Source organism: Kitasatospora indigofera (assembly GCF_014655955.1).
In the GTDB taxonomy this organism is placed as follows: domain Bacteria; phylum Actinomycetota; class Actinomycetes; order Streptomycetales; family Streptomycetaceae; genus Kitasatospora; species Kitasatospora indigofera.
Window position 1 is genome coordinate 295411 of record NZ_BNBO01000004.1, and the last position, 12429, is coordinate 307839.

At 76.1% G+C, this 12429-nt stretch carries 8 protein-coding genes and 1 riboswitch; of the genes, 5 read left to right on the forward strand and 3 right to left on the reverse strand.

The window, feature by feature from the left end; all coding sequences use genetic code 11:
* Positions 1-92: 92 nt before the first annotated feature.
* Positions 93-3857, reverse strand: coding sequence for a cobaltochelatase subunit CobN (gene cobN / locus IE329_RS06470; RefSeq protein WP_190209818.1), 3765 nt, complete (start codon positions 3855-3857; stop codon positions 93-95).
* Positions 3858-4037: 180 nt separating this feature from the next.
* Positions 4038-4162: riboswitch (cobalamin riboswitch) on the reverse strand.
* Positions 4163-4251: 89 nt separating this feature from the next.
* Between cobN and cobG the strand changes: the two genes are divergently transcribed.
* The 4 genes from cobG (at position 4252) to IE329_RS06490 (ending at position 8458) form a co-directional block, all read left to right on the forward strand.
* Complete coding sequence (gene cobG, locus IE329_RS06475) at positions 4252-5532, forward strand: precorrin-3B synthase (RefSeq protein WP_229927212.1); 1281 nt, start codon at positions 4252-4254, stop codon at positions 5530-5532.
* Complete coding sequence (locus tag IE329_RS06480) at positions 5529-6155, forward strand: precorrin-8X methylmutase (protein ID WP_190209820.1); 627 nt, start codon at positions 5529-5531, stop codon at positions 6153-6155. The genes cobG and IE329_RS06480 overlap by 4 nt, the downstream gene beginning before the upstream one ends.
* Positions 6152-7672 (forward strand): precorrin-2 C(20)-methyltransferase, encoded by a 1521-nt coding sequence (locus IE329_RS06485; RefSeq protein ID WP_190209821.1) that lies wholly within the window; start codon positions 6152-6154, stop codon positions 7670-7672. The genes IE329_RS06480 and IE329_RS06485 overlap by 4 nt, the downstream gene beginning before the upstream one ends.
* 225 nt (positions 7673-7897) lie before the next feature.
* Positions 7898-8458, forward strand: a complete 561-nt coding sequence (locus tag IE329_RS06490; RefSeq protein ID WP_190209822.1) for an RICIN domain-containing protein — start codon at positions 7898-7900, stop codon at positions 8456-8458.
* 92 nt (positions 8459-8550) lie between these two features.
* Here IE329_RS06490 and IE329_RS06495 read toward each other — a convergent pair whose 3' ends face one another.
* Both IE329_RS06495 and IE329_RS06500 read right to left on the reverse strand, forming a co-directional pair.
* Positions 8551-9708 carry an LLM class flavin-dependent oxidoreductase gene (locus IE329_RS06495; RefSeq protein ID WP_190209823.1) on the reverse strand — a complete coding sequence of 386 codons (1158 nt, stop codon included), beginning with the start codon at positions 9706-9708 and terminating at the stop codon, positions 8551-8553.
* A gap of 2 nt (positions 9709-9710) precedes the next feature.
* Positions 9711-10220: a hypothetical protein gene (locus IE329_RS06500; protein WP_190209824.1), complete on the reverse strand. Its 510-nt coding sequence runs from the start codon at positions 10218-10220 to the stop codon at positions 9711-9713.
* 119 nt (positions 10221-10339) lie between these two features.
* On the opposite strand from IE329_RS06500, the gene IE329_RS06505 reads away from it, so the two are divergent.
* Positions 10340-12429, forward strand: a 2090-nt coding sequence (locus IE329_RS06505; RefSeq protein WP_229927213.1) for a tetratricopeptide repeat protein, incomplete at its 3' end; no start/stop codon positions are given.

A 12429-nucleotide genomic window follows, 5' to 3' on the forward strand; every position in this document is an offset into this window, starting at 1 on the left:
GGGCGCCGCGAGGGCGTGAAAAAGGCTGCCCCGACCGTGCAGGTCGGGGCAGCCGGGTGCGGCCGGTCAGGGCCGGGGCGGTCGGGCGGGGCTCAGCCCTCGCCCTCCAGGTCGCCCTCGGTCTCCAGGAAAGCCGCCTGCAACTGCTCGATCAGCTCCGGGTCGGGCTCGGCCCACAGGCCGCGGCTCGCCGCCTCCAGCAGCCGCTCGCTGATCCCGTGCAGCGCCCACGGGTTGGCGCCGGCCAGGAACTCCCGGTTGGTCGGGTCGAGCACGTACTCCTGGGTGAGCTTCTCGTACATCCAGTCGGCGACCACACCGGTGGTGGCGTCGTAGCCGAAGAGGTAGTCCACGGTCGCGGCCATCTCGAAGGCGCCCTTGTAGCCGTGCCGGCGCATCGCCTCGATCCAGCGCGGGTTGACCACCCGGGCGCGGAAGACCCGGGCCGCCTCCTCGGTGAGGGTGCGGGTGCGGACGGTCTCCGGGCGGGTCGAGTCGCCGATGTACGCCGTCGGGGCCTTCCCGGTGAGCGCCCGGACGGTGGCCACCATGCCGCCGTGGTACTGGAAGTAGTCGTCCGAGTCGGCGATGTCGTGCTCGCGGGTGTCGGTGTTCTTCGCCGCCACGGTGATCCGCTTGTACGCCGTCTCCATCTCCTCGCGGGCCGGGCGGCCGCCCAGGTCGCGGCCGTAGGCGTAGCCGCCCCAGACCGTGTAGACCTCGGCCAGGTCGGCGTCGGTGCGCCAGTCCCGGCTGTCGATCAGCTGGAGCAGCCCGGCGCCGTAGGTGCCCGGACGGGAGCCGAACACCCGGACGGTGGCCCGGCGCTCGTCGCCGTGCACCGCGAGGTCCGCCTGGACGTGCGCGCGGACGTGGTTATCCTCGTCCGCCTCCTCCTGGCGGGCGGCCAGCCGCACCGCGTCGTCCAGCAGGTTGACCACGTGCGGGAAGGCGTCCCGGAAGAAGCCCGAGATGCGCAGCGTCACGTCGATCCGCGGCCGGCCGAGCTCGGCCAGGCCGATCGCCTCCAGGCCGGTCACCCGGCGCGAGGCGTCGTCCCAGACCGGGCGGACGCCGAGCAGGGCGAAGGCCTCCGCGATGTCGTCGCCGGCGGTGCGCATCGCGCTGGTGCCCCAGAGCGAGAGGCCGACCGAGACCGGGAACGCACCGTCGTTGTCGGCCTGGTAGCGCTCGACCAGCGAGGCGGCCAGCGCCTGGCCGGTCTCCCAGGCGAGCCGGCTGGGCACCGCCTTCGGGTCGACGGAGTAGAAGTTGCGACCGGTCGGCAGCACGTTGACCAGCCCGCGCAGCGGCGAGCCGGACGGGCCCGCCTTGACGAAGCCGCCGCGCAGCGCGTGCAGCACCGCGTCCAGCTCGTCGGTGGTCGCCGCGAGTCGCGGGACGAGCTGGCGGGCGCCGAAGTCCAGCACCTCGGCGACGGCCGGCGGCAGCCCCGCGGCGACCTTCTCGACCGCCTCCGGCGCCCAGTCCTCGGCCTCCATCGCCTCGACCAGCTCGCGGGCCTTCGCCTCGGCCGCGTCGGTGGCGCCCAGCTTCAGTGCCGCCTCGTCCAGGCCGAGCGCCTCGCGCAGGCCGGGCAGCGCGGCGACGCCGCCCCAGATCTGCCGGGCCCGCAGGATGGCCAGCACGATGTTGACCCGGTCGACGCCGGCCGGGGCCTGCCCCAGCACGTGCAGGCCGTCCCGGATCTGGGCGTCCTTCACCTCGCAGAGCCAGCCGTCGACGTGCAGCAGGAAGTCGTCGAAGCCGTCGTCCTCGGGCCGCTCGTCCAGGCCGAGGTCGTGGTCGAGGCGGGCGGCCTGGATCAGCGTCCAGATCTGGGCCCGGACGGCCGGCAGCTTGGCCGGGTCCATCGCGGCGATGTTGGCGTGCTCGTCGAGCAGTTGCTCCAGCCGGGCGATGTCGCCGTAGCTCTCGGCGCGGGCCATCGGCGGCACCAGGTGGTCGACCAGGGTGGCGTGCGCGCGGCGCTTGGCCTGGGTGCCCTCGCCCGGGTCGTTCACCAGGAAGGGGTAGACCAGCGGCAGGTCGCCGAGCGCGGCGTCCGGGCCGCACTCCGCGGACAGCGCGGCGGTCTTGCCGGGCAGCCACTCCAGGTTGCCGTGCTTGCCGAGGTGGACGACCGCGTCGGCGCCGAAGCCGCCGTCCTCCTGGGCGGCCGCGATCCAGCGGTAGGCGGCCAGGTAGTGGTGCGAGGGCGGCAGGTCGGGGTCGTGGTAGATCGCGACCGGGTTCTCGCCGAAGCCGCGCGGCGGCTGGATCAGCACCAGCAGGTTGCCGGCCCGCAGCGCCGCCAGCACGATGTCGCCGTCCGGGTTGACGCTGCGGTCCACGTACAGCTCGCCGGGGGCCGGGCCCCAGTGCCGCTCGACCTCCTCGCGCAGGCCCGCGGGCAGTTCGGCGTACCAGCGGCGGTAGTCCGCGGCCGGGATCCGCACCGGGTTGCGGGCGAGCTGGTCCTCGGTCAGCCAGTCCTGGTCGTAGCCGCCGGCCGCGATCAGGGCATGGATCAGCGCGTCGCCCTCGTGGGCGTCGTTCAGTACTCGCCCACTCGCCTCCGGGCTCTCCGACCCGGCGCCGACGTTCCTCGCTCCCGCGCTCCCTCGTCCCTCGGTCGCTCGTCGCTCGTCGCTTTCGGCACCGGCGGCCCCTTCGGCTCGGGGCGAGCCGGGTGCGGGCGCCAGGCCCGGCAGCGCGTCCGGCCCGTCCAGCGGCCCGAGGTCCATGCCCTCCTCGCGCAGCCGGGTCAGCAGGCGCACCGCGCTGGCCGGGGTGTCCAGGCCGACCGCGTTGCCGACCCGGGCGTGCTTGGTCGGGTACGCGGAGAGCACCAGCGCGAGCCGCCGCTCGGCGGCCGGGATGTGCCGCAGCCGGGCGTGCCGCACCGCGATGCCGGCCACCCGGGCGGCCCGCTCGGGGTCGGCGGCGTAGACGGTCAGGCCGTCCTCGTCCAGCTCCTTGAAGGAGAACGGGACGGTGATCAGGCGGCCGTCGAACTCGGGGACGGCGACCTGGGTGGCGGTGTCCAGCGGGGACAGGCCGTCGTCGCTGGCCTCCCAGGCGGCGCGGGACCAGGTCAGGCAGAGCGCCTGGAGGATCGGGCGGTCCAGCGCGGCCAGCGCGCCCGCGTCCCAGGCCTCCTCGTCGCCGCCGGCCGAGGCGTCGGCGGGGCGGGTGCCGCCGGCCGCGAGCACGGTGGTGACGATCGCGTCCGCCTGCCCCAGCTCGGCCAGCAGTCCGGGCTCGGCGCCGCGCAGCGAGGAGCAGTACAGCGGGCGCGGGCGGGCGCCCTTGTCCTCGATCGCCCGGCAGAGCGTCTCGACGAAGGCGGTGTTGCCGCTCATGTGGTGGGCGCGGTAGTAGAGCACCGCGATCACCGGGCCGTCGGCGTTCGCGGCCGTCGCGGTGCGCTCCAGCGGGCCCCACTCGGGCGCGGAGGCGGGTGCGGCGAAGCCGTGGCCGGTCAGCAGGACGGTGTCGGAGAGGAAGGCACCGAGCTCGGCGAGGTTCGCCGGGCCGCCGTGCGCGAGGTAGGCGTGCGCCTCGGCGGCGATGCCGGCCGGGACGGTCGACAGCTCCATCAACTGGGCGTCCGGGGCCTGCTCGCCGGTCAGCACGATCACCGGGCGGGGGCCGGCCAGCAGCGCGTCCAGGCCCTCCTGCCAGGCGCGGCGCCCGCCCAGCAGCCGGACCACCACCAGGTCGGTGCCCTCGACCAGCGCCGGGAGGTCGGCGGCGGTGAGCCGGGCGGGGTTGCCGAGGCGGTAGCCGACCGGGCCCTCGGAGGCACGGGCGCTCAGCAGGTCGGTGTCGGAGGTCGACAGAAGCAGGATCATGCGAAGGCCCTCCCGGCCTCGATGGCGGGCAGGGGCACGAGCACGGGTGTCGGCGCGGGTCCGGGCCCGGGCAGGGGCACGGCGCCCGGCGCGGGCGGGAGCCCGGGCGCAGGCATGCGGCAGCGCATAGGTCGAGCCTTCCTCGGGGTCCGCGCCCCGTGGGGGATCCCCGGCCGTCGGGCCGGGGGGATCGGGACGGCAGGAGTTCCTGGCTCCCACGGTCGGTGAACCGTGGTCACAGTGGCGGGACCGCACCGGGTTCTCACCGGTTTCCTCCCCTTTGCGCCGTCTCTGGCGTGAGCGGACCCCGAAGGATCCGCCCGGGAGCATAGTAGGTGCTGAGGGTGATCCACGGGACAGAGTCCCCGGCCGGATCCTGGGTATGCTCGCCGCCATGTCACCCTCACCCGACCCCGCAGGACCGGGCCCCGGCGTGCCCGACCGGGCGCGCGGGGACGCGTGTCCGGGGGCCCTTCGCCTACACACCGCCGACGACGGCTCGCTCGCCCGAGTCCGGCTGCCCGGTGGTCTGCTGACGGTCGATCAGGTCCTCGTGCTGGCCGACGCCGCCGAGCAGCTCGGGGACGCCCACCTGGAGACCACCTCGCGCGGCAACGTCCAGCTGCGCGGCCTCCCCGAGGACTGCGGGCAGGACCTCGGCGCCCGGCTGCGGGCGGCCGGCCTGCTGCCCTCCGACCGGCACGAGCGGGTCCGCAACATCGTCGCCTCGCCGCTCGCCGGTGTCGACGGCAACGGGCATGCGGACGTGACCACTTGGGCCCGCGAGCTGGACGCCGCCCTGTGCGCCGCCGACTGGACGAGCGCGCTCTCCGGCCGCTTCCTGTTCGCCCTCGACGACGGCCGCGGCGACGTCGCCGGGCTCGACGCCGATGTGACATTGATCGCAAGCCCCGGCGGCGGGGCACTCCTGCGCCTCGGGCGTGCCACCACCGCGCTCCCGGTGCCGCCCGGCGAGGCCGTCGCCGCCGCGCTGCGCGCCGCCGAGGACTTCCTCGCCCTGCTGCGCGGGACCGGCACCAAGGCCTGGCGGATCCGCGAGGCCGACCCGGACGGCACCCGGCTGACCCCGCCCGGAGCGCCGGTCGTCCCGCTGCCCGCCCTGCCCGGCACGCTGCCGCAGGCCGGCCCGGTGACCGGGGCCGGAGGGCGGCACGGCCTGGCGGCCGGGCTGCCGTTCGGACGGGCCGGCGTCGCACAGTGGCGGCTGCTCGCCGCGGCCGCCGCCGACGGCGCCGGCGAACTGCGGGTGACCCCCTGGCGCGGCGTGGTGCTCCCCGGCCTCGACCCGGCCCGGTCGCCCGGGTGGGCCGGCCGGCTGGCCGCCGCCGGACTCGGGCTCGACCCGCACTCCCCGTGGGAACGCGCCATGGCCTGCACCGGGACCCCGGGCTGCGCCAAGTCCCTGGCGGACGTCCGCGGCGACGCGGCCCGCGCACTGGCGGCCGCGGGGCCCGGCGGCGGACGGCTGCTGCCCGTGCACTGGTCGGGCTGCGAGCGGCGCTGCGGGCACCCGGCCGGCGAGTGGGTGGACGCGCTCGCCACGCCGGACGGGTACCGGGTGGCCGTCCGCCGCCCGGACACCACACCCACCTACCAAGCAACGACAACGCAACAGATGGCCGACGCAGTGGCCCGGGCCCGGAGGACCAAGTGATCGAGTACGAGAAGGACGGGGCGGCGATCTACCGCGAGTCCTTTGCCACCATCCGGGCCGAGGCCGACCTGGCGGGCCTGCCCGCCGACGTCTCGCAGGTCGCGGTGCGCATGATCCACGCGTGCGGCATGACCGACCTGGTCGAGGACCTGCTCTGGTCCCCGGGCGTGGTGGCGGACGCCCGCAGGGCGCTGCGCGCCGGCGCACCCGTCCTCTGCGACGTGTCGATGGTCGCCAGCGGGGTGACCCGCAAGCGGCTGCCCGCCGACAACGAGGTGATCTGCACCCTCTCCGACCCCTCGGTGCCCGAGCTGGCGAAGAAGATGGGCAACACCCGCAGCGCCGCCGCCATGGAGCTGTGGCTGCCCCGGCTGGAGGGCGCCGTGGTCGCCGTCGGCAACGCGCCGACCTCGCTGTTCCGGCTGCTGGAGCTGATCGAGGCGGGCGCGCCGCGCCCGGCCGCCGTGATCGGCGTGCCGGTCGGCTTCATCGGCGCCGCCGAGTCCAAGCAGGCCCTGGCCGAGCACCCCTCCCGGCTGGAGCACCTGGTGGTCCGCGGCCGGCGCGGCGGCAGTGCGATGGCCGCCGCGGCCATCAACGCGATTGCGAGTGAGGAAGAGTGACGGACAGTCAGGCAACCATAGGCGGTACCGGGCGGCTCTACGGCGTCGGCCTGGGCCCCGGCGACCCCTCGCTGGTCACCGTGCGCGCGGCCGAACTCATCGGCAAGGCCGACGTGGTGGCGTACCACAGCGCCCGGCACGGCCGCTCGATCGCCCGCTCCATCGCCGAGCGCTACCTGACCGCGGGCCAGCTGGAGGAGAAGCTGGTCTACCCGCTGACCGTCGAGACCACCGACCACCCGGGCGGATACCGCGGCGCCATCGACGAGTTCTACGAGGAGGCCGCCGCCCGGCTGGCCGCCCACCTGGACGCCGGCCGCGACGTGGTGGTGCTCGCCGAGGGCGACCCGCTCTTCTACGGCTCCTACCAGCACATGCACAAGCGGCTCGCGCACCGCTACCCGACCGAGGTGGTGCCCGGCGTGACCTCGGTCAGTGCCGCCGCCGCCCGGCTCGGCCGCCCGCTGGTGGAGGCCGAGGAGGTGCTGACCATCCTGCCCGGCACCCTGCCGGAGGAGGAGCTGGCGGCCCGGCTGGCCTCCACCGACTCGGCCGTGATCATGAAGCTCGGCCGGACCTTCCCCACCGTGCGCCGCGCGCTGGAGCGGGCCGGCCGGCTGGAGGACGCCCAGTACGTCGAGCGGGCCACCATGGCCGCCGAGCGGACGGCCCCGCTGGCCGAGGTCGACCCGGACACCGTCCCGTACTTCTCGGTGGCCGTGCTGCCGAGCCGGATCGACCGGCCCGTCCCCGCGCCCGTGCCCGGCGAGGGCGAGGTGGTGGTGGTCGGCACCGGCCCCGCCGGACCGCTCTGGCTCACCCCGGAGGCCCGCGGCGCCCTCGCCGGCGCCACCGACCTGGTCGGCTACACCACCTACCTGGACCGGGTGCCGGTCCGGGCCGGCCAGCAGCGGCACGGCTCGGACAACAAGGTGGAGGCCGAGCGGGCCGAGTTCGCCCTCGACCTGGCCCGGCGCGGCCACAAGGTGGCCGTGGTCTCCTCCGGCGACCCCGGCGTCTTCGCGATGGCCACCGCCGTCCTGGAGGCCGCCGGCGCCGACCCGTACCGCTCGGTGCCCGTCCGGGTGCTGCCCGGCATGACCGCCGCGCACGCCGCCGCCTCCCGGGTCGGCGCGCCGCTCGGCCACGACTACGCGGTGGTCTCGCTCTCCGACCGGCTCAAGCCCTGGACGGCGATCGCCCGCCGGCTGCGCGCCGCCGCGGAGGCCGACCTGGTGTTGGCGCTCTACAACCCCGGTTCGAAGAGCCGCACCACGCAGGTCGGCCTGGCCCGCGACCTGTTGCTCGAACACCGCGCCCCGGACACCCCCGTGGTGATGGCCCGGGACGTCGGCGGCCCCACCGAGCGGGTGCGGACCGTCCGGCTGGCCGACCTGGACCCGGCGGAGGTCGACATGCGGACCCTGCTGCTGATCGGCTCCTCGCAGACCCGGATCGTCGAACGGGACAACGGCACCGAGGTGGTCTGGACCCCGCGCCGCTACCCCGAGGAGTGACCGGCGCGGCGCCGGCCCCGGGCACGGTCCCGGGGTCGGTACCGCGCGGCGCCTGTCCGACCGCGGGCGGCAGGGACACGAGTCGGCCTTCGGCGCAGGAGGTCCCTGCGGGAGCGCGCCGGAAACCACCTGTCTCTTGTTGCGGGTGTGCCCTAGGCTGACGGCAATTTGCCGCGGAACGGTCGCTCGCTGGACCGTTCCGCAGCCGGGCGTAGGGGGAGAACGATGCGTAGTGGTCCAGGGCGGTTCGGGGCCTTCGGGACGGTGCTCGTCACGGTGGGGCTGCTGGTAGGTGTCGCGGGTTCGCCCGCGGGGGCGGCCACCGGGAGACCGTTCGTCAACCACAGCAGCGGGAAGTGCCTGGAGATCGCGGACTGGCGCACCGACAACGGCGCGCCCGCCCGCCAGTGGGACTGCACCGGCGGCGCAAACCAGAAGTGGGTGTTCGCCAACAGCGATGGCGCGCTGGCCATCGTCAACGTGAACAGCGGGAAGTGCCTGGAGATCGCGGACTGGCGCAAGGACAACGGCGCGCCCGCCCGCCAGTGGGACTGCACCGGCGGCGCAAACCAGAAGTGGCAGTACATGGAGGTCGGCCCGGGCATCCCGGCCGACAGCCACACGGCCGAGTACCTGCTGAACCTCAACAGTGCCCTGCTGCTGGAGATCGCGGACTGGCGCACCGACAACGGTGCGCCGGCCCGTCAATGGATCTACGGTGGCAGCAGGCAGGCGAACATGGAGTGGAGCTACTGCTCGAACTGGCCCGGCTGCATGACTGACTGAGTGCCGGTCGCGGCGGCCGGCCGGTCGCGATGCCTACCGGCCGCCGGAGCGGTCCGCCGCACCCCCGGAGGAGGGGCCCGTCCTACGGGTGGCTACGCCTGGCCGCTCCCGTTCCCGTTCTCGCTCCCGGCCTCCGGCAGGCCCAGGTGGCCGCGCAGGGTCTCTGCCGTGTAGGCCGTCCGGAACACCCCGCGCCGCTGGAGCTCCGGCACCAGGCCGTCCACCAGCGCGTCGAGGTCCTCGGCGAGCAGGGCGGGCCGCAGCCGGAACCCGTCCGCCCCGCCGTCGCGGAACCACTCCTCCAGGCGGTCCGCCAGCCCGGCCGGGGTGCCGGCGTACACGGCGGCGTCGCTGGTGAAGGGCTCGCCGTCGAGGGCGTCCAGCTCCGCCAGCCGCTCCCGGGCGGCCGCCTCGGTGTCCGCCAGCACCACGTTCAGGTCCGCGAACAGCCGGAAGGGCGTGTCGGCCCGGCCGGCCTCCTTGCGCAGCCCCTCCACCTCCTCGCGGATCTCCAGCAGCCCGGCGGTGTCCACCGGCGTGACGAAGCCGACCTCGGCGTGCCGGGCCACCAGCCGGTACGGGATGGTGGCGTGCCCGAGGATCGCGGTCACCGGCCGGCCCTGCGGCGGGCGCGGGACGGCGGCGCTGCCGGTGGCCCGCACGTGGACGCCGTCGAAGTCCACCGGGCGGATCAGCGCCTGGTCGACGAACTGCCCGCCCGCCAGGTCGCCGAGCAGCGCGCCGGGGGCCCAGCTGTCCCAGTAGCCCAGTACCGCCCGGGTGAACTCGTCCGCCTCGTCGAAGAGTTCGACGAACAGCGGCCCGCCGTCGGGCTCCAGCGCCAGCTGCAGCTGCTCCGGCGTGACGTTCACCCGGGGCCGCCAGCCGGCCCGGCCCGCACTGAGGTGGTCCAGGGTCGCGATCCGGTCCGCGAGCTCGCCCGGGGGGCGGCCGGTCAGGCCGGTCGGCACCAGCCCGATCCTGCTGGTCGCCGCGGCCGCGACCGCCAACACCTGGGCCGCCTCCAGCCGGCCGTGCGCCCGGCCGTCCCGCTGCGCGTGGATCGGCCGGGAGTCGTCCAGCGTGACGAAGTCGAGCAGTCCCTCCTCGGCCCGCCGCACCGCGTCCAGGTGCAGCGCGGCGGAGCCGAAGGCCGACTCCGGGGTGCGCGCGGTGCGCCGCCAGGCGGCCGGGTGAGCCCCGAACCCGTCCAGGGATACGGCGAGATGCAGCTGACGTCCGGCGGTCATGGTCACTCCCGGGTGCTTCGCGGTGACGGACCGTCCGCCCCTGTCCCAGGGTGGCGGCGGAGTGCGAACGTTGTGCTGCGGTGGTGTGAACCATGGCTCGTTCCGGCCCTCACGGGACCGGCCGGCCGGGGGTCGGCGCCCCGGGTGCCTTCGTCCGCGGTGCCTTCGTCCGCGGGGCCGTCGTCCGTCGGGCCGGCATCCTCGCGGCCGGCATCCTCGCGGCCGGTGGCGCCGGGGTGCCGCGCCCGCCGTCCGCCGGCGAGCAGCGCCTCCCACACCCGGCGCCGGTCGCCGGAGGACTGCGGGACCACCGCCTGGACGACGGCCACCACGGCGGCCGCCGCGATCTGCGCGCCCGCCAGTGCGAGGCTCGCGGCGCTCACCCACCACGGCGCGCCCGCCAGGCCGGCCAGCCCGGCGCCGCCGCCGGCGAGCCCCGCGCCGGCCGTGAGTCCCGGCAGGACCCGGCCGGCGGCGCGGCCGGCGCCGGCGTCCGTTGTTCCCTGACGCATGATCAACTCCGTTTCCGGATGCACCGATTGTCGGTGCGACTGCCATCAGCCTGGTTGGATGGCCGGTGTTGCGGTAAGCCGCAACGCGTTGCGAGGATCGCGAAACACCAGGGGGACGGGTGCCGGACCAGCAAGCGTCGTCCGACCGGGACGGGCGGGCCGCCGAGGCCCGGCTGCCGGCGGTACCGGCCGCCAGGGACGTCACGGGCGGGGTGCCTGCCGCGCCCGGGCCGGCCGGGCGGCGCGGACGCACCCGCCGCCGCGTCGAGTTCGCCGGCGACATCGACGAGGACCTGCCGGCGCCCGTCCGCGCGCTCGCGGAGAACCTCCGGATGCAGGCCGCCCGGCTGAACGACACGATGACCGGCTACGCCGCCTCGCTCCACCGCAACCGCTCCACGCTCTCCCGCTGGTTCAGCGGCCAGGAGATCCCCGGGGCCGACTTCGTCGAACGCCTGCTGGACGACGGCGACCTCCACACGGGACGCCCGGTGACCACCGAGACCCGGGAGGCCCTGCGGCAGCTCCACCGCGCCGCCCTGCACGAGGCCAGGCCCAACGCCGCCCGGCTCCAGGCCCTCCGGGACGAGGTGGCGGTGGCCCGCCGCAGGCAGGACGAGGCCGAGGACACCGTCGCCGTGCTGGAGGAGGAACTCGCCACGGCCGAGGCGACCGCCGACCTGCTGGAGGAGCGGCTGGCCAGGGCCACCGAGCGGGCGGAGCAGGGGTTCGTCGAGGTGCGCAGGGCCCTGGAACAGGCCCGGACGCGGGAGGCCCGGCACAGCGTCGAGCTCGACCTGCTGGTCGAGGAGCGGGAGGAACTGCGCACCGAACGCGACGACCTGCGCGAACGGGTGGCCAGGCTGGAGCGTGCGCTGCGCCGGGCCAAGGACCGGGCCGTGGCCGCCGAGACCCGCTGCACCGCCGCCGAGCACCGGCTGGAGCAGGCCGAGGAGCAGGCGGACGAGGCGGCCCGGCAGGGGGACTCCGAACGTACCCGCTGGGAGACGGCCGCGCGGGCGGCGGAGGCCGCGCAGGCCGCGGCGGAGTCCCGGGCCGAGGCGCTGGAGCAGGAGATGGCCCGCCTCCTGCTGGCCCGGCGCGACCAGGAGACACCGGTGGACGACCGGTCCGAAGGGCGGCCCGCCCCGGAGGCGGACGCCCATGAGCTCGGCCGGCGCGGTGACTTCACCGGTGCGCGGCGCAAGCTCCGCGCCGCGATGGTCGGCCGGCGCGCCACCCACGGACCGGACGATCCGCAGGTGCTGGCCGCCCGGTACGACCTGGCCCAGCTGCGCGGTGAGGCGGGTGACCTCGGCGGCGCGGTGGCGGCGCTCGAAGCGCTGCTGGTGGACGAGCTCCGGCTGCTCGGGCCGGACCACGCCGACGTGCTGGGGACCCGGCACCTGCTGGCCCGGCTGCGGGGGGAGGCGGGTGACCCGGCCGGTGCGGCGGCCGCGTTCGAGAAGCTGCTCGCCGACCGGCGCCACCGGCTGGGCGCCGACCACCCCGACACCCTGACCACCCGGATCGACCTCGCCCACTGGCGCGGGGAGGCCGGGGACGCGACCGGCGCGCACGCGGCCTTCGAGGACCTGCTCCCCGACGCGCTCCGCGTGCTGGGACCGGACGACCTGGTCACCCTCGCCGGCCGCCACAACCTCGTCCGCTGGCGTGGCGAGGTGGACGGCGACCTCGCCGGTGCGGTGGCTGCGCTCGAAGCCCTGCTGGTGGACGAGCTCCGGGTGCTCGGGCCGGACCACGGTGGTTCGCTCGGCACCCGGCACCTGCTGGCCCGGCTGCGGGGGGAGGCGGGTGACCCGGCCGGTGCGGCGGCCGCGTTCGAGGAGCTGCTCGCCGACCGGCGCCACCGGCTGGGCCCCGACCACCCCGACACCCTGACCGCCCGGAGCAGCCTGGCGCGGTGGCGGGGGGAGGCGGGCGATCCGGCCGGCGCGGCGGCCCTGTTCGAGGGAGTGCTGGCCGACCGGCTGCGCGTCCTCGGGCCGGACCACCCCAAGACCTTGAGCACCCGGAGCAGCCTGGCCCACTGGCGGGGTGCGGCCGGTGACCCGGCCGGCGCGGTGGCGGCGTTCGAGGAGCTGCTGGCCGACCGGCTGCGTGTCCTCGGGCCGGACCACCCCAAGACCTTGGGCACCCGGAGCAGCCTGGCCCACTGGCGGGGTGCGGCCGGTGACCCGGCCGGCGC

Excerpts from the sequence above, each read along its gene's own strand:
- cobN (WP_190209818.1), bottom strand. The coding sequence starts at position 3,857 with ATGATCCTGCTTCTGTCGACCTCCGACACCGACCTGCTGAGCGCCCGT.
- IE329_RS06500 (WP_190209824.1), bottom strand. The coding sequence starts at position 10,220 with ATGCGTCAGGGAACAACGGACGCCGGCGCCGGCCGCGCCGCCGGCCGG.
- IE329_RS06490 (WP_190209822.1), top strand. The coding sequence starts at position 7,898 with ATGCGTAGTGGTCCAGGGCGGTTCGGGGCCTTCGGGACGGTGCTCGTC.
- cobG (WP_229927212.1), top strand. The coding sequence starts at position 4,252 with ATGTCACCCTCACCCGACCCCGCAGGACCGGGCCCCGGCGTGCCCGAC.
- IE329_RS06495 (WP_190209823.1), bottom strand. The coding sequence starts at position 9,708 with ATGACCGCCGGACGTCAGCTGCATCTCGCCGTATCCCTGGACGGGTTC.